This is a genomic window from Mycolicibacterium vinylchloridicum, from assembly GCF_013404075.1.
In the GTDB taxonomy this organism is placed as follows: domain Bacteria; phylum Actinomycetota; class Actinomycetes; order Mycobacteriales; family Mycobacteriaceae; genus Mycobacterium; species Mycobacterium vinylchloridicum.
The window spans coordinates 114574-131860 of sequence record NZ_JACBJQ010000005.1; the positions used below are offsets into that span (position 1 = coordinate 114574).

Annotated in this window: 17 protein-coding genes; 13 read left to right on the top strand and 4 right to left on the bottom strand. The window is 67.1% G+C overall.

What is annotated here, in order from left to right; translation table 11 throughout:
• Positions 1-82 precede the first annotated feature (82 nt).
• From HPC46_RS06660 to HPC46_RS06670, 3 genes are all read left to right on the top strand, one after another.
• Positions 83-841 (top strand): SDR family NAD(P)-dependent oxidoreductase, encoded by a 759-nt coding sequence (locus HPC46_RS06660; protein ID WP_179468067.1) that lies wholly within the window; start codon positions 83-85, stop codon positions 839-841.
• 56 nt (positions 842-897) lie between these two features.
• A complete protein-coding gene (locus tag HPC46_RS06665) occupies positions 898-3063 on the top strand; it encodes an acyl-CoA dehydrogenase family protein (RefSeq protein ID WP_179468069.1) in 2166 nt (721 codons plus the stop codon).
• 81 nt (positions 3064-3144) lie between these two features.
• The gene (locus HPC46_RS06670; RefSeq protein ID WP_179468071.1) at positions 3145-4506 is read left to right on the top strand and encodes a neutral zinc metallopeptidase; all 1362 of its coding nucleotides are present in this window, start codon (positions 3145-3147) and stop codon (positions 4504-4506) included.
• 102 nt (positions 4507-4608) lie between these two features.
• Here the strand turns inward: HPC46_RS06670 and HPC46_RS06675 are convergent, their stop codons facing one another.
• On the bottom strand, positions 4609-4962 hold the full coding sequence (locus tag HPC46_RS06675; protein ID WP_179468073.1) for a hypothetical protein: 354 nt from the start codon (positions 4960-4962) through the stop codon (positions 4609-4611).
• Positions 4963-5083: 121 nt separating this feature from the next.
• On the opposite strand from HPC46_RS06675, the gene HPC46_RS06680 reads away from it, so the two are divergent.
• The 3 genes from HPC46_RS06680 (at position 5084) to HPC46_RS06690 (ending at position 9379) form a co-directional block, all read left to right on the top strand.
• The gene (locus tag HPC46_RS06680; RefSeq protein WP_179468075.1) at positions 5084-6103 is read left to right on the top strand and encodes an NAD-dependent epimerase/dehydratase family protein; all 1020 of its coding nucleotides are present in this window, start codon (positions 5084-5086) and stop codon (positions 6101-6103) included.
• Positions 6104-6187: 84 nt separating this feature from the next.
• Complete coding sequence (locus HPC46_RS06685) at positions 6188-8338, top strand: SpoIIE family protein phosphatase (protein WP_179468077.1); 2151 nt, start codon at positions 6188-6190, stop codon at positions 8336-8338.
• 3 nt (positions 8339-8341) lie between these two features.
• Positions 8342-9379, top strand: a complete 1038-nt coding sequence (locus HPC46_RS06690; RefSeq protein ID WP_179468079.1) for a phosphotransferase family protein — start codon at positions 8342-8344, stop codon at positions 9377-9379.
• Positions 9380-9614: 235 nt separating this feature from the next.
• Here the strand turns inward: HPC46_RS06690 and trxA are convergent, their stop codons facing one another.
• Together trxA and HPC46_RS06700 are read right to left on the bottom strand one after the other, a co-directional pair.
• The gene (gene trxA / locus HPC46_RS06695; protein ID WP_179468081.1) at positions 9615-9989 is read right to left on the bottom strand and encodes a thioredoxin; all 375 of its coding nucleotides are present in this window, start codon (positions 9987-9989) and stop codon (positions 9615-9617) included.
• A 34-nt stretch (positions 9990-10023) separates the two neighbouring features.
• The gene (locus tag HPC46_RS06700; protein WP_179468083.1) at positions 10024-11403 is read right to left on the bottom strand and encodes an MBL fold metallo-hydrolase; all 1380 of its coding nucleotides are present in this window, start codon (positions 11401-11403) and stop codon (positions 10024-10026) included.
• A 163-nt stretch (positions 11404-11566) separates the two neighbouring features.
• Between HPC46_RS06700 and HPC46_RS06705 the strand changes: the two genes are divergently transcribed.
• From HPC46_RS06705 to HPC46_RS06725, 5 genes are all read left to right on the top strand, one after another.
• The gene (locus HPC46_RS06705; RefSeq protein WP_179468085.1) at positions 11567-12151 is read left to right on the top strand and encodes a rhodanese-like domain-containing protein; all 585 of its coding nucleotides are present in this window, start codon (positions 11567-11569) and stop codon (positions 12149-12151) included.
• A 74-nt stretch (positions 12152-12225) separates the two neighbouring features.
• Positions 12226-12495, top strand: coding sequence for a metal-sensitive transcriptional regulator (locus HPC46_RS06710; RefSeq protein WP_179468087.1), 270 nt, complete (start codon positions 12226-12228; stop codon positions 12493-12495).
• Between the two features lie 17 nt (positions 12496-12512).
• Positions 12513-12923 carry a DUF302 domain-containing protein gene (locus HPC46_RS06715; protein ID WP_179468241.1) on the top strand — a complete coding sequence of 137 codons (411 nt, stop codon included), beginning with the start codon at positions 12513-12515 and terminating at the stop codon, positions 12921-12923.
• A gap of 182 nt (positions 12924-13105) precedes the next feature.
• Positions 13106-13429: a hypothetical protein gene (locus tag HPC46_RS06720; RefSeq protein WP_179468089.1), complete on the top strand. Its 324-nt coding sequence runs from the start codon at positions 13106-13108 to the stop codon at positions 13427-13429.
• Positions 13430-13589: 160 nt separating this feature from the next.
• Complete coding sequence (locus HPC46_RS06725; RefSeq protein ID WP_179468091.1) at positions 13590-14066, top strand: alpha-isopropylmalate synthase regulatory domain-containing protein; 477 nt, start codon at positions 13590-13592, stop codon at positions 14064-14066.
• A 71-nt stretch (positions 14067-14137) separates the two neighbouring features.
• Here the strand turns inward: HPC46_RS06725 and HPC46_RS06730 are convergent, their stop codons facing one another.
• On the bottom strand, positions 14138-15622 hold the full coding sequence (locus tag HPC46_RS06730) for a cytochrome P450 (RefSeq protein WP_179468093.1): 1485 nt from the start codon (positions 15620-15622) through the stop codon (positions 14138-14140).
• 140 nt (positions 15623-15762) lie between these two features.
• Here HPC46_RS06730 and HPC46_RS06735 point away from each other — a divergent pair, with 140 nt between their 5' ends.
• On the top strand, positions 15763-16401 hold the full coding sequence (locus HPC46_RS06735) for a TetR/AcrR family transcriptional regulator (RefSeq protein WP_179468095.1): 639 nt from the start codon (positions 15763-15765) through the stop codon (positions 16399-16401).
• Between the two features lie 3 nt (positions 16402-16404).
• Positions 16405-17274 carry an SDR family oxidoreductase gene (locus tag HPC46_RS06740; RefSeq protein ID WP_179468098.1) on the top strand — a complete coding sequence of 290 codons (870 nt, stop codon included), beginning with the start codon at positions 16405-16407 and terminating at the stop codon, positions 17272-17274.
• Positions 17275-17287: the final 13 nt, after the last annotated feature.

A 17287-nucleotide genomic window follows, 5' to 3' on the forward strand; every position in this document is an offset into this window, starting at 1 on the left:
ACCGGGGTGTCCCGCGAATGGAACAGCGAACTGTAAGCCGCACGGTTAGCGTGGCTGCGGCATCAACCGACAGGAGTATCGGATGGAGATCTCGGGCAAGAAGGTAGTCGTCGTGGGCGGCGCATCGGGCTTCGGGCGGGCAAGTGCGGAACTGCTGGCCTCCCGCGGGGCTCAGGTGGCGATTCTCGACCGCGAGGGCACCGACGGCCCCGAGGTCGCGGCGGCTGTCGGCGGCCCGTTCCTTCCGGTTGACGTCACCGACTTCGCGGGCACCGAGAAGGTGCTGGCCGAAGCCGTCGAGAAGCTGGGGGGCCTGCACGTCGTGCTGACCACCGCCGGCGGCGGTGTCGCGGAGAAGACGTTCGGCAAGAACGGCCCGCACGCCCTGGAGACCTTCCAGAGCACGATCAACCTCAATCTGATCGCCAGCTTCAACATCAGCCGGCTGGCGGCCGCGCACATGGCCAACAACGAGCCCGAGGACGAAGAGCGCGGCGTCATCATCAACACCGCGTCGATCGCCGCCTTCGAAGGCCAGATCGGCCAGGTTGCCTACACCGCCGCCAAGGCCGGTATCGCGGGCATGTGCCTGACCATGGCCCGCGATCTGGGTCCGGTCGGGATCCGCGCGTTGGCGATCGCGCCCAGCCTGTTCGCCACCGGCCTGACCAAGGGCATTCCCGACGAGTTCGCCAAGGCGCTGACCAAGGACGCCGCGTTCCCGAAGCGCCTGGGCCGGCCCGAGGAGTTCGCCAAGCTGGTGTCCGCGATCGTCGAGAACCCGATGCTCAACGGCCAGTGCATCCGTCTGGACGCCGGACAGCGCTTTGCCCCCAAGTAATCCGTTCTGTGGTAAGGCATTAGAGGAATAGGCACCGCCGCCTCGAGGAGGACCCGATGGGTATCGCACTGACCGACGACCACCGCGAACTCAGCGAGATAGCGCGCTCGTTCCTGGCTGCGCAGAAGGCCAGGGCGGCAACGCGGGACCTCCTCGCCGACGATGTCGAGGAGACCCGCCCGCCGTTCTGGTCGGAGCTGGCCGAGCTGGGCTGGCTCGGGCTGCACGTCGACGAGCAGTACGGCGGTTCGGGTTTCGGCCTGCCGGAGCTTGTGGTGGTGATCGACGAGCTCGGCCGGGCGATCGCGCCCGGCCTGTTCGTGCCGACCGTCGTCGCCTCCGCCCTGGTGTCTGCGGCCGGTAGCGACGAGCAGAAGGCGCGCCTGTTGCCCGGCCTTGTCGACGGATCAGTCACTGCCGCGGTCGGATTCGCCTGTGACATCACGGTTTCCGGAGATGCGGCGACCGGCGATGCCGGTGTGGTGCTCGGTGCCGGGCTGGCCGATCTGCTGGTATTGACCAGCGGGGCAGACGTGTTGCTGGTGGAGCGGGGTGCCGACGGGGTGTCGGTCGACGCGCCGGGAAGCCTCGACCGCGCTCGGCGCTCGGCTCGGGTGTCGCTTCGTGACGTGTCGGTAGCCGGCAATGTGCTGGCCGGAGCGCGGCCGGTGGCAGTTGCGTTGGCCCGCACGCTATTCGGTGCCGAGGCTGCCGGCGGGGCCTCGGACTGCGTCGACACCGCCGTCGAATACGCCAAGGTCCGTGAGCAATTCGGTCGCACGATCGCGACATTCCAGGCGGTCAAGCACCACTGCGCCAACATGATCGTCGCCTCGGAGTCGGCGGTCGCGGTGGTGTGGGACGCCGCCCGTGCATTCGGGGATGACGGGAAGCAGTTCGAATTGGTGGCCGCTGCTGCGGCGGCGCTGGCCTTCCCCGCCTATGTCGGCAACGCGGAGTTGAACATTCAGGTGCACGGTGGCATCGGGTTCACCTGGGAACACGACGCGCATCTGCACCTGCGGCGGGCGCTGACCGTGCAGGCGCTACTCGGCGGAGACGGCCCGGTCACCGACGTGTTCGACCTGACGCAGTCGGGTGTCAGCAGGGCCAACAGTCTGGACCTGCCGGCCGAGGCCGACGAGGTGCGCACGCAGATCCGAGCCGACGCGCATCAACTCGCCGCGCTCGACGAGAAGGCGCAGCTCGACGAGCTGATCGCGACCGGCTACGTCATGCCGCACTGGCCCAAGCCGTGGGGCCGTGCCGCGGGTGCCGTCGAGCAGCTGCTGATCGAAGAGGAATTCGCCGCCGCCGGCGTCAAGCGGCCCGACTACGGCATCACCGGCTGGGTGATCCTGACCCTGATCCAGCACGGAACTCCCTCTCAGATCGAACGATTCGTCGAGAAGGCGTTGCGTAAAGACGAGATCTGGTGCCAGCTGTTCTCCGAACCGTCGGCGGGCTCGGATGCCGCGGCGGTCAAGACCCGCGCGGTTCGGGTGGACGGCGGCTGGAAGATCACCGGCCAGAAGGTGTGGACCAGCGGGGCACACTACTGCAAGCGCGGGCTGGCCACCGTCCGCACCGATTTCGACGTGCCCAAGCATGCCGGCATCACGACGGTGATCCTGGACATGGAGGCGCCCGGCGTCGAGGTGCGGCCGCTGCGCCAGATCACCGGCGGCGCCGACTTCAACGAGGTGTTCTTCAACGACGTGTTCGTCCCCGACGAAGACGTTGTGGGGGAGCCGAACTCCGGCTGGACCGTCGCGCGGGCCACGCTGGGCAACGAGCGGGTCAGCATCGGCGGTGGCGCAGGCACCATCGCGCCTGCCGCGGCGTGGTTGGTGTCGCTGGCCAAGAAGCACGGTGACCGGCACGCGGGCGCGGTTCAGTGGGTCGGCAAGTTCCTCGCCCGGGACCAGGCGCTGCGACTGTTGAACCTGCGCCGCGTGGTCCGTGCCCTCGAAGGTGCGGGGCCCGGCCCGGAAGGCAACATCACCAAACTGATCCTGGCCGAGCAGTTCCAGGAGCAGGGCACGATTGCTGCCGCGCTGGTCGGTCCCGATGTCGCGCTCGATGGCGGCGAGGGCGAAATGGCGGGCCGGACGGCACTGGGATCGCGCGCTCTGTCCATCGCCGGCGGCACCTCGGAGATCACCCGCAACCAGATCGCCGAGCGCATCCTGGGCATGCCGCGCGATCCGCTGATCAGGTAGCTCACCCAGCGTTTGCACAGTTGGCAAACTGTTTTTGAGCTATACACCGCAGGCGCAGCGGTTGTTGGCTAATGTTCGTCCATGCGAACAAGAGGTCTGGTAGTGGCTGCGCTGGCCGTCGCCCTGGCGGCCTGCGGGGGCCCGAAGCCCGTCGTCCCCACCCCGACGAATATCGCCAACCCGGGTACCGCCAAGCCGGCACCCGGCGACGTCACGATCACCGGCGATTCGTCCGCGGAGGTCAACAAGCTGGCGATCGCGGCGATCGAGGACCTACAGAAGTACTGGGCCGAGGAATATCCGAAGCTCTACGGCAGCGACTACGAGCCGGTCTCGGGTGGCTTCTACGCGGTAATCCCGTCCTCGGGGGAGCTGCCGCCGTGCGCCGAAAGCGCCAGCGACATCGACCACAACGCCTTCTACTGCGCCAGCAAGGACGTGGTGGCCTGGGACGCCGAGACCCTGCTGCCCGAATTGCAGTCCAAATTCGGCGATTTCGTCATCCCGATCGTGCTGGCTCATGAGTGGGGGCACGCGATTCAGGCCCGGTCCAACTTCACCGCGCGCACGGTGACCAAGGAACTGCAGGCCGACTGCTTCGCCGGCGGCTGGGCCAAGCATGCCAAGGACGCGGGGGTGTACAAGGTCAACGCCGCCGAGATGGACAACGCCCTGGCGGGCATCCTGGAACTGCGGGATTCCCCGGGTACCAGCAAGATCGACACCTCGGCGCATGGCAGCGGCTTCGACCGGGTCAGCGCGTTCCAGGACGGTTACGACAACGGGACCGCGGCGTGCAAGGCCTACCGCGACGACGACCCGGTGGTCCTCGAGCTTCCGTTCCAGAATGCCGAGGACGAGGCCGCCGGCGGCGATATGCCCTACGACGCGATGGTCAACGACGTGCCCTATGACATCGAGGACTATTGGGCCCACGTGTATCCCGAGCTGACCAACGGGGAGCTCTGGGTGCCGGTGAAGGGCCTGGAGCCGTTTGACCCGTCCAACCCGCCGATGTGCGGCGGCACTCGTGCCGAGGGCTACGCGCTGTTCTATTGTGTCCCAGACGATTACATCGGATGGGACAACGTCGACGCGATGCCGACGGTGTACCGCAAGGGCGGCGATTTCGCGGTCGCCACGTTGCTGGCCACGCAGTTCGGGCTGGCCGCGATGACCCGGGCCCAAGACGACTCCGACGACAAGACCCAGTCACTGCGCGGGGACTGCTTCGCTGGGGCCTACACGGCCAGCGTCCTGCTGCAGAACCGCAAGGACACCAGCAGCTTCGGTATCTCGCCCGGCGACCTCGACGAGGCCATCACTGCGCTGTTGGTGTTCCGCGGCGACGGTGACGTGGAACGCCAGGGTGCCGGTTTCGAGCGGATCCGCCACTACCGCAACGGCGTCCTCAACGGCGCCGAAGCCTGCCTCAAGGACTGATGCGAGCGATACCGGTCACGATCTTGCTTGTATCGAGATCGACCGTATGGTCGCGATCGAGTCGAATTCACGACCATGACGTCGATTTCGCGGGCCGCGCCGTCAGCGGGCAGGAATCAGCCGCGGGAACATGTCGTGAAGGCGTTGTCGCACACTGGGTTCACGCGGTTGCGCCGCGGGCGGCGGTGTCGAGAGAGTGGAGGCGACGGCCGTCGCGCTCCATGAGGTGGGCGGCCGCGCCGAAGGCGACGGGACGGGCGCGGCACTGTGTACCGGCACTGCCGAGGCGGTCGTCGTCGCTGCGGGCCGAGGCTGTCCCACGGGGTGCGCCGACTCGTGGGACATGCTGACGACGGCGGCGACCAGGACACCCAGGGCGACGATGCCGAGCGCACCCAGAACCGCCGAAAACCAGTTCCGATTCGCGATGGCGGCAGGCCCTCTTGTCGTGTCCATCTCTGTCGCTTGACCTCCGGATTTTCCAGTTCGGCGGCGATCCTAACCACGCTGCCCGAAAAACAGCTGTGAACACTTTGGCAATCTTGTCTTCTCCCTTGTCATCGGGCATGCTGCGGGCGTGGCAGGCACAGACAAACTGGTTCTGGGAGCGAGCGGATTCCTCGGCTCGCACGTGACGCGGCAGCTGGTCGAACGCGGCGACGCGGTGCGCGTGATGCTGCGTGCCAGCAGTTCGACCCGCGGCATCGACGACCTGCCGGTGCATCGCTTCTACGGCGACATCTTCGATGATGCCGCCCTCAAAGAGGCAATGGACGGCTGCGATGTCGTCTACTACTGCGTCGTCGACACGCGCGCGAACCTGCGCGATCCCGCACCGCTCTACCGGACCAACGTCGAGGGGCTGCGGCACGTCTTGGACGCCGCAGTGAACGCTGACCTGAGCCGGTTCGTCTTCACCAGCACCATCGGAACCATCGGGCTCGGCACCGGCGGAGTCGTCAACGAGGACACACCGTTCGACTGGGGCGCCAACGCCGGCGGCTACATCGGGTCGCGGGTCGCGGCCGAGAAGCTGGTCCTGGACTACAGCCGCGACAAGGGGCTGCCCGCGGTGGCGATGTGCGTGTCCAACACCTACGGCGCACGTGACTGGCAGCCGACCCCGCACGGCTCGCTGGTCGCCGCCGCGGCGGCCGGCAAGCTGCCGTTCTACATGGCCGGGATGGCCACCGAGGTGGTCGGAATCTCCGATGCCGCCCGGGCGTTGCTGCTGGCCGCCGATCACGGCCGGGTGGGGGAACGCTACATCGTCTCCGAGCGCTACCTGACCTACCGCGAGCTCTACGAGACGGCAGCACGCGCGGCCGGCCGGCCGGCGCCCCGGTTGGGCATCCCGAAGCCGGTGATGAAGGCCCTCGGGGTCCTCGGCGGAATTGTCGCTGCCGTCAGTCGTCGTGATTTGCCGTTGAATCCCACGACGGTGCGGCTGATGGACATCATGGCACCGATGGATCACAGCAAGGCGGTCCGGGAACTGGGCTGGCAGCCGCGCGACGTGCACGAGTCGATCCGGGAGGCCGCTGAATTCTTTGTCCAACGCCGACGTGACCACGACGGGTTTGCTCGCGATCACTGAGAAGCCCGCCGGTTGAGCGGCGGGTGACTACGCTCGTCACGTGCGCGCGGGCCGGTTCATCCACCGATCACGTGGACGGCACTCATGAACGAGCCGAGCGTGCGCGATCGAATCGGATACGCGGCTGGCCTGTTCGGCTGGGTGGCCTTGCCCTATCTGGCCGGCTCGGTGTTGTCGTGGCAGACGTTCGGCGCCGGTATCGGGCCTGCGTTCTTCCCGCCTGCCGGCGTGACCGTCGCGGCCATGCTGCTGAACCGGCGCGCGCTGTGGCCGGTGATCGTGGCCGCGATCGTGGTGGCCGAACTGGCCGTCGACATGCGCTACGGGGCGGCTCTGGGGACGTCGATCGGCTTCGCGGTGGCCAATTCGGTGGAACCTCTGGTCGGTGCATCGCTGGTGCTGGCCTGGTGCAAGGGACCGCCGGACCTGCGTGAGCGAGCCGACCTGGCCCGCTTTGTCGCCGGGGCGATGATCCTTGGCCCGCTGGTCGGTGGCGTCATCGGTGGGGTGACCGCCGCAATCACCAATGACGTCTGGTCGACGATCGCGGTATTGCACTGGTGGGCCGGCGACGGGGTCGGTGTGCTGTTGATCGGCGCACCGATTCTGCTGTGGCGCTTCCAATCTCACCTGCTGCGCGCCCGGATCTTGGATACCGTCGGGGTTCTGGTGGCCATGGGTGGGCTGACGGTGGTGTCGTTCCGCCTCGAATTGCCGCCCGCGTTGTTCCTGTTGCCGGTGATGGCGTGGGCGGCGTTGCGGCTCGACATGATCGGAGCCGTTCTGGGTGGCGGGGTGCTGGCCTTCACCGCCAACGCCATGGCCAACGCCGGATACACGACGTTCGAGAGTCTGGATCTGCGTGCGCCTGGGCAGCTGGCGATCGGCCAGGCCTTCATCGCCGTCGTGGTGCTGGTCGCCATGTTGACCGCGCAGGAGGCCGCCGGGCGGGTCACCGCGGTGCAACAACGCCAGGCCGAACGCCGCGAACGGGCTCGGCTGGAGACGCTGTCGAACCTCGGACAGTTGCTCTCGGGTGCGTTCACCCAGAACCAGATCGGTGATGCCGTCCTCGGTCAGGTGATCAACGATGCAGGTGCGCAAGCACTCGCGGTCGGGCTGGTCAACGACGAGGGCACCAAACTCGAGTGGGTGGCGATGGGCGGATACCCCGAGTTCGTCGCCAATCAGGTCGCCGAGGGGGTGGCGTTGGGTGACGCCACCGCGGCCACCGACACGGTCCGTACCGGGCAGCCGGTGGTGATCCGCACGGTCGCCGAGTATCGCCGGCGATACCCCGACAACGCCAAGTGGATGTTCGCCAGTGGTGGCGCGGCGGTAGCGAGCTGGCCGTTGACCGTGGGCGGCAAGGCAATTGGGGCCCTGGTGCTGGCGTGGGCCGATCCGCAGCCGCTGGATACCGCGCAGCTCGCGTACACCTCGGCTGTCGCCACGATGATCGGCCAGGCGCTGGTCCGTGCCCGGGTGTACGCCGACGAGCATGCCCGTGCGGCGGTGTTGCAGGCGGCGGTGCTGCCGACCAGCCCCACCGTGATCGCCGGCGTGGACGTTGGGGTGAGCTACGAGCCCGCCGATGTGGTGCAGGGGCTCGGTGGTGACTGGTACGACGCACTCGAATTGTCGCGCGGGTACCGGTATTTCGCGGTCGGCGATGTCGTGGGACATGGGTTGCCCGCCGTCGAGGACATGGCGCAGCTGCGCAGCGCCGGACGGGCGTTGGCGTTGCAGGGTCTGCCGCCGGCGCAACTGCTCGTCTCGCTCAACACGTTCACCCGGCATGCCAGCAATGGCAAGTTCGCGACGATGGGTGTCGCGGTGCTGGACCCCGCGTCGGCCACCCTGTCCTACGCGTCGGCCGGTCATCCGCCGCCGTTGCTGCGACGAGCGGCGACCGGGACGGTCATGCGCCTGGCCGGTGCGCACGGCCCGGTGCTGGGCCCGGTCGAGCGAGCCTCCTACAGCGAGGGTCACGTGCAGGTGTGCGAGGGGGACATCCTGGTGATGTACACCGACGGGCTCATCGAACGGCGCGGCCAGGACATCGAATCCGGCATGGCACGCGTGCAGGACCTCGTCGCCGAATGGAGCGGGGACGAATCCCTGCCGCAGGCCTGCCGCGAACTGACCCACACCCTGGCCCCGCCGCCTCGCGACGACGACGTCTGCGTGGTCGCGGTGCGCTTCGGCGCGTTCGAGACCCGAGGGGTGTGCTGAGCGTTGACGCTCGATGACGCCGCGGTGGCGGCGCTGAGCAGCTGGGTACGCCGGCGCGGAATCGGATCAGCGGTAAGCGATGTCGAACCGCTGCCCGGCGGCACCCAGAATGTGGTCGTGCGGCTACGTGTCGACGGTCGCCGCGTCGTGTTGCGCCGGCCACCGCCGCACCCGCGCCCCAACAGCAACCGCACCATGCAGCGCGAGATCGCGGTGCTGCAGACCCTGGCCGGCAGTTCGGTGCCGCATCCCGAATTCATCGCCGGCTGTGAGGATCTCGACGTGCTCGGCGTCGTCTTCTATCTCATGGAGGACGTCGACGGCTTCAATCCGCTGACCGAGATCGCGCCGGCGTATGCCGCCGATCCGCGGATGCGGCATCAGGTCGGGCTGAACTATGCCGCAGACTTGGCCCGGCTGAGCTCGACGCAGTGGCGGGGCCGCCCGCTGCAGCAGCTGCACCGCCCGGGATCGTTTCTGGCGCGCCAGGTTCCGAACTTCCTCGGACTACTCGAGAGCTACCGGCACGACCGCTACCGGCCCGAGATACTCGACGCGGGCCGTCTCGCGGGCTGGCTCGACGAGCATCGCCCACCCGATGGTGAGCCGGGCATCATGCACGGCGACGCGCACCTCAACAATGTGTTGCTGCGCCGCGATGTACCCGAGGTCGCGGCGTTCGTCGACTGGGAGATGTGCACCATCGGCGACCCGCTGCTGGATCTGGGCTGGATCCTGGTGTGCTGGCCCGATGATCCCGACCCGATCAATGCCGGCCGTGAACTGGCCGCCCTCGGCGGCCTGCCGACCCGACCCGAACTGATCGCGGCCTATACCGATGCCGGCGGCAGGTCCACACGAAACCTGGACTGGTACATCGCGATGGCGTGCTTCAAGCTGGCAATCGTCATCGAGGGGACGTACTCGAGGTTTCTGGCCGGGCAGGCGCATCGCGAAGCCGGTGAACGCCTGCATGATTCGGCGGCCCGGTTGATCGGACTCGGTATGCGTGTCGCGGTGGGCGACAACCCCTTCAGCTGATTGTCGAGCAGACGCAGCATCGCACTGGCCGGGGCCGATTCATGCGATTCTGCGTCTGCTCGCGAGGGAGGGTCAGCGGCGCGGCTGATCACCCTGACCGCAAGTGCACTGCTGAGCAGGCGGCACGTCGCGCATCACCTGGTCGACGTGCTCGCCACATCCTGCCCAGGTCGTCTTGTGGCAGTGCGGGCACTCAACGGGATAGCACATGATCAAACTCCTTCGCGTTGACTAACTATGCGTCGGCTGCGGCTTTGCGCGCGGCAATAGTCGCACGAACCTCGGCCATGTCGAGTGCCTTGACCTTGGTGACCAGCTCCTCGAACGACTGCGGTGGCATCGCCCCCGGCTGGCTGTAGACGAGAACGCCCTCGCGGAAGGCCATGATGGTCGGAATCGAACGGATCTGCAGGGCGGCGGCCAACTCTTGCTCGGCCTCGGTATCGACCTTTGCGTGGACGACGTCGGGGTGGCGCTGCGCAGACTTGTCGAAGACCGGTGCGAAGGCGCGGCAGGGGCCGCACCAGGACGCCCAGAAATCGACGATGACCACGGGGTTGTCGGTGATGGTCGACTCGAAATCGTCGAACGTCAGATTGACGGTTGTCATGATTCTCCTCTTATTCTTTCGGGTTGTCGGGACGTCAGGCGGCGACGTGGGCTTGCGCCCACGCGTTGTAGCCGCCCGCCAAGTCGGTCACGTTGTCGAAGCCGTTGGCCCGCAGCAGGGATGCGGCGACACTCGAGCGCCAACCGCCGGCGCAGTGCACGACAATCGGCCGGTCGACAGGGACGTCATCGAGCCGAACCCGCAACTGTGCCAGCGGGATCGGTAGCGCACCGGGGATCACGCCGTTTTCCCGTTCGCCGGGGTTGCGAATGTCGATCACGGTGACCGCATCCTGCGCCATCAGGCGGTCCAGGTCGGCGACGCTGGCGCGCTGGGCGGTGCGGATCAGGTCGCGCAGCTCGGACGGGAATTGTTCACCGTGCTCGACGTTGAGATAGCCCACGGCATTGTCCGAGCCGATCCGGGCCAGCCGCAGCGCAGCATCCTGTTCCTCGCCGGGGTAGGTCACCAGTGCGATCGTGTCGCCGACCTCGGCGACCATGCCGCCGGTCTCGGCGAAGCGGCCGTCGAAGCCGACGTTCACCGAACCGCGCAGGTGACCGGCGGCGAAGTCATCGACCGACCGCGCGTCGACCACCCGGATTCCGGCTGCCAACGCCTCGCGCAGCTGTGCCGGGGACATCGCGGGGATGGCGCGAGACCCGCTCAGCAGCGGATGGACCCCCTTGTTCATCGCGGCGTTGACCGAGAAGTAGGCGGGCGCTGCGGGTTGACCGTTGGTGATCAGCCCGACGAACTCGTCGATACTCATCGGCTGCACCGACGGGTTCGTGCGGCGCTGCTCGCCGATCGTCGAGGTGAGTTCCGTCGACAGGTTCTTGCCGCACGAAGACCCGGCCCCGTGGGCCGGCATCACCGTCACCGAATCGGGCAACGCGAACAGCGTGTCGTGAATCGAGTGATACATGGCGCGGGCCAGGTCACTGGTCGAGCTGTCGCCGATGTTGACCAGGTCGGGCCGCCCGACATCGCCGATGAACAGCGAGTCGCCGGTCAACACGGCGGTCGGCACCGACTCGGGATGCTCCCGCACTACCACGCTGATCGATTCCCAGGTGTGGCCCGGAGTCGAGAGGATCTCCAGATCCACTTCGCCGAGCGAGATGTGCTCGCCATGGCCCAGCCGGCGAATCGGGTAGTCGGTCTCAGCGGCCTCACCGAATCCGATCCACGCGCCGGTGGCCTCCACCAGCTCCAGGTGCCCGGAGACGAAGTCGGCGTGGAAGTGGGTGTTGATGACGCCTTCGATCCGAAGGCCGTATTTCCGGGCGTCCGCCAGGTACTCGGCGATGTCGCGACGCGGGTCCACGACGACGGCGCGGCCGGTGGTCTGGTCGCCGATCAGATAGGACGCGTGCGACAAGCACTCGATGTAGTACTGCTCGAGGATCATTGCCTGTACTCCTTGGCTCGGTGCCGTCGGGGATGTGGTTACGTTCATGGGAACATACCCCTAGGGGTATATATTCCTCAACCGCCTAATACCTCTCGGGGTATTGCTACCATGGCAGATATATACCCCATAGGGTATCAACCCGAAGGAAGGGAAATCCGACATGACCGCGCCATCGCCGACGATGATCACCGCCCCCGCGCTGCAGGCTCAACTGAGTGCCGCGCACCCGCCCCGCGTGCTCGATGTCCGCACGCCCGGTGAGTTCGAGACCGTCCACATTCCCGGCGCCTACAACGTCCCGTTGGACCTGTTGCGCGAGCACCGCGACGAAATCCGTGGCCACCTCACCGAGGAGGTCGTACTGGTGTGCCGCTCGGGTCAACGCGCCGCGCAGGCCGAGGAGGCGCTGCGCACCGCCGGACTCGCCAACGTCCACATCCTCGAGGGCGGCATGAACTCCTGGGAGGCCGGTGGATTCGGCGTCAACCGGGGGGCGCAGCGCTGGGAGTTGGAGCGACAGGTCCGGCTGATCGCCGGTCTGATCGTCGCGGTGAGTGTTCTGGTCGGTGTGGTCGTCCCAGGAGCGCAGTGGATCGCCTTCGTGATGGGCGCCGGGCTGGCCGCCGCGGCGGCCACCAACACCTGTGTGATGGGCATGATGCTGGCCAAGTTGCCGTACAACCGCGGACCGAAGTGTGACGCGGACGAGATCGTCGCCCAGCTCGTGGCATCGGCGCCGAGGTGAGGGCATGAAACCCCAGGATGTCGCGTTATACCCCCGCGGGTAAGCTTCACCCAATAGACCTGAGGAGGTTCACCATGGTTGGTGATGAAGACGCCATCGCAGCGGTTCTCAACCGGCTGCGCCGCGCACAGGGTCAGTTGACGGGCGTGATCTCGATGATCGAGCAGGGTCGAGACTGCAAGGACGTGGTCACCCAGCTCGCCGCGGTATCGCGAGCGCTGGACCGGGCCGGCTTCAAGATTGTTGCGACCGGGCTGCGCGAGTGTGTCACCGGCACCGCGGCCAACGGTGACGCTCCGATGAGTGAAGCCGAGCTGGAAAAGCTGTTCCTCGCCCTCGCTTAGGGGGAAGACTGGTGAGCATGGATATCGCGCTGTCGACAACCGTGAACGGCACTTTCGACGACGCCGTCAAACGCACCCGGGAAGCCCTGGCGGAGAACGGTTTCGGCGTACTGACCGAGATCGACATGAAGGCGACGATGGCGGGCAAACTGGGACAGGACGCCGGCGACGCCCTCGGTGACTACGTGATCCTGGGCGCCTGTAATCCGCCGCTGGCACAGCGGGCAGTGATGATCGATCGGCAGATCGGGTTGCTGTTGCCCTGCAATGTGGTCGTGCGCAGCAACCCGGACCAACCGGACACCGTGTACGTGGAGGCGATGAATCCGCAATTATTGGTGGGAGTCACCGGTCAGGCGGATCTGCAGCCGGTCGCCGATGAGGTGACGGCGAAGTTGCGGTCGGCGATCGACGCGCTCAGTAACTAAGGCGGCCCAGTCAGGAGGTTCGATCGGCGTGTGGTCATCGCTGCGGCGCCGGCGTACCTACCTCCTCGACGGCTCGCCGGTCGCCTTCGCCTGGCCGTCCGGCGACGCGCCCGAACTCGACGACGATCAGTTCGACACCCTGCAGCGGTGCCTGGCCTCGGCGATCACCACCGGCGATCCATGTGCTCGATCACAGTGCGGCGCTGCTGGGCGAACTGGTGGTACGGGCTCGGCCCGACCGCGCTGTGCGACGACGAGGGCACCGTGCGCGTCATCGTCAATCGGCCGGAGACGTCGAGGTTCTGGCGCGGCTGCTGTGGGTGCTGCGTGAGGTGGCGTGGCGATCGCGGCGCGCGGCCGACAGAAGTGTGGTCCAGGCGCAACTCCAGCGGGTGCAAGCAGCCGAAGAATTCGACGCGACCGAGCGTGCGCGCCTCGACCGCGGCGTCGCCGAAGTCAACGACGCGCTGTCGGGGCGGTGGCGGCCGTCGCGCTGGAACTCCTGATCTCGTTTGCCTAGCCGGCGCGGCGAGGACTACCATCGCCACCGTGCATAGTGCGCTCGTCGTAGTAGCTACCCGCAGCGGGGTCTGATCCAGACCGACCCCCCGCTGTGGGTCGAAACTACGACGTCGGTCAGCCTCCGTTCGACGAGAAGACCGATTCATGGCTCCGCACAGCACCACAATCTCTGAACCTTCACCACAGTTCTGCGCACCGCTTCCCGCCGGGCTGCGCGAACATGCCGCCACGATGCCGTGGAGTGCCTTCACCGCCACCTACAGCCCGGCCGGTGGACCGATTCGCCTGGGCGCGTGGGAATGCGACGACGTGTCCCGGCGCGGTCCGCAGCCGCGCTGCTTCCGCGCCACACTCGCCGTCGGCGACCGCATCGAGACGGCCACCGCGCACGCCAGCGGCCCGGTCGCCGCATTGACGGCGATGCTCTACGAGCGCGGGATCGGCGTCGAGGTGACCCACTTCCACCAGCTGGGCGCCGGTGCGCACACCGCGACGTTCGTGGAAGGTCAGGGCAGCGACGGTCGGCGCCGGAAATGGGCGATGGGCTGGTCGGAGGACCCGACCGAGTCGGCGCTGCGCGCCGTCATCGCCTGCGCCAACCGGCTACTGTCCACCGGCTGAGTTACCGCGAGCAGACGCAAAAACCCTCAAAAAGCCGGCTTTCTGGGGGTTTTTGCGTCTGGCCGCAGAAGTCAGTGCAGCGGGCGCAGCACGATCGGCATGCCGTCCATCGGCACCGGCATGCCGCCGTAGTCCTGGCGCGGCTCATAGCCCGGGCGCGGCAGTTCGAGCCGGTAGCGGCGCAGCAGCCGGTGCATGATCGTCTTGATCTCCAGCTGGCCGAACACCATCCCGATGCACTTGTGGGCGCCGCCGCCGAACGGGGTGAAACCGTAGCGGTGCTTCTTGTGCTCGTTGCGCGGCTCGGCGAAGCGGGCCGGGTCGAACTTGTACGGGTCGGGATAGATCTCCTCGAGCCGGTGGGTCATGCCCGGGTAGTAGATGACGTTGGTGTCCTTGGGCAGGTAGTAGCCCAGCAGCTCGGTGTCCCGCACGGTCCGGCGCATCGCCCACTGCACGGGCGACACCAGCCGGATCGATTCGTTCATGACGAGGTCGAGGGATTCCAGCTTCTCCAGCGCCTCGATATCGAGCGGCCCGTCGCCGAGCCGGTCGGACTCGTCGCGACAACGCTCCTGCCACTCGGGATTGGCGGCCAGGTAGTACGACATCGTCGTCGCCGTCGACGTCGAGGTGTCGTGGGCGGCCATCATCAAGAAGATCATGTGATTGACGATGTCTTCGTCGGAGAACTTGTTGCCGTCCTCATCCTCGGTCTGGCACAGCACAGACAACAGATCCGAGCCGTCCTTGCCGCGGCGTTCTCGCACCCGCTCCTCGAAGTAGTTCTCGAGGTATTCGCGGGCCTTCAGACCGCGCCACCACGTGAACGGCGGGATGCCGGTGCGGATGATCGCGTTGCCGGCCCGGGTGGTGACCGTGAAGGCCTTATTCACCTTGGTCACCAGTTCGCGGTCGGTGCCCGGCTCATGGCCCATGAACACCATCGAGGCGATGTCGAGCGTCAGCTCCTTCATCGCCGGGTAGAGCAGGAACCGCGGGTCGTTGGTCACCCAGTCGTTGGCGACGACCTGCGAGACGACCTTGTCGACCTGCTCGGTGTAGCCGACCAGCCGACTCCGGACGAACGCCTCCTGCATGATCCGGCGGTGGAACATGTGCTCGTCGAAGTCCATCAGCATCAGGCCGCGGTGGAAGAAGGCCCCGATCATGGGGGTCCAGCCCTGCTGTGAGAAGTCCTTGTTGCGGTTGGAGTAGATGGCCTGCCCGGCGTCGGGCCCCAGTGCCGCGACCGTCGGGATGATCGGCGAGTCAAGCAGCATGATCGGGCCGTGCTTGCGGTATTTCTGCAGCCAGAAGTCCGGCCCGCCGCGGAACATCTCGACCATGTGGCCGATGATCGGCAGTCCGGCGTCACCCATCACGGCTTTGAGGTCGCTATCGGCGGGCGGCTGGGCCATGGCGTGCTGCGGCCAGTCGCGGGCGTTGAGCCGCCGTTCCAGGACACCCATGCCCGGCAGGGTCAGCATCGGCGACGTGGTGACGCGGCGCTTCGCCTGGTCCAGCAGGTAGTGCGGGGTGCTGATCGTGGGCATCGGCGCTCCTCGGAAACGGGGGGACAGGCATCCGGGCCGGGCCCGGAGTGTGGCCAGGGCCACAGGTTCCTCCATCCTGGCCAACTTTCTTGACGCATGTCAAGTTTCGTTTCGGCCCCGGCGTGGTGCAAGGTAAACGGGTGACCGCGCAGCAGGAACCCTTCGAGGCGCCCCGTCGCCGGGGCGACAAGCAGCGGCACGCCATCGTCGCGGCCGTGCGCGAATTGCTCGAAGAAAAACCATTCGCCGAACTCTCGGTCAGCACGATCAGCGACCGGGCGGGGGTTGCTCGCTCCGGCTTCTACTTCTACTTCGACTCCAAATACGCCGTGCTGGCCCACATCGTCGGCGAGGCCGCCCACGAACTCGAGGAACTCACCCATTCGTTCGCGCCGCGCGGCGCCGACGAGACGCCGACAGCGTTCGCCGAGCGGATGGTGCGCAGTGCCGCCGCGGTCTACGCCCACAACGACCCGGTGATGTCGGCCTGCAATGCCGCCCGTCACACCGATGCCGAGATCCGGGAGATTCTCGACGCCTACAACGAGGCCGTCGTCAACCAGATCGTGCCGATCGTCGAGGCCGAACTCCGCAACCGGACCGCATCCCCGATCAGCGATGACATCCGGGGATTGGTCCGAACCCTGGCGGCGACGACCGCGTTCACGCTGTCCGGCGATTCCGCGTTCGTCGGCCCCGACCGGAAGATGGACGAGGCCGTGCTGGTCCTGGAAAAGCTTTGGCTGCACGCGCTTTGGGGCGGACAGGTCGGCGCCTGATCCATGGCTGATGGCTTCGCGGGCAAGAGGGTGCTCATCACCGGCGCCGCCAGCGGTATCGGCCGGTCCACCGCACTACGGCTGGCGCGCGACGGCGCCGAACTGTATCTCACCGACGTCAACGCCGACGGGCTGGAGCAGACCGTGGCCGATGCCCGTGCGCTGGGCGCTGTTGTCGGCGAACACCGTGCCCTGGATATCGCGGACTATGACGCGGTCGCCAGGTTCGCCGCCGATGTCCACACCCACCATCCGGCGATGGACATCGTGATGAACATCGCCGGAATTTCGGCGTGGGGCACCGTCGAACAGTTGACCCACCGGCATTGGCGATCGATGATCGACGTCAACCTGATGGGCCCGATCCACGTCATCGAGACGTTCCTGCCGCCGATGCTCGCCGCGGGCCGTGGCGGTCAGCTGGTCAATGTCTCCTCAGCGGCCGGTCTGGTCGCGCTGCCCTGGCATGCCGCCTACAGCGCGAGTAAGTATGGGCTGCGGGGACTTTCGGAAGTACTACGCTTTGATCTGGCCCGCCACGACATCGGCGTCTCGCTGGTGGTGCCGGGCGCCGTCGACACGCCACTGGTTAAGACCGTGCAGATCGCCGGCGTCGATCGCGACCATCCGAAGGTGCAGCGTTGGGTCGAGCGGTTCAGTGGACACGCGGTGACGCCCGAGAAGGTCGCTGATGCGATTCTGGCCGGGATCACCAAGAACCGCTTCCTGATCTACACCTCGCCGGATATCCGCGCGCTCTACGCATTCAAGCGATTGGCGTGGTGGCCCTACAGCGTGGCGATGACGCGGGTCAACGTGTTCTTCACGCGCGCTTTGCGACCCCGCGGCGCGACATTTAGCCCGCCGTCCTGAGCGATTTCGGCGC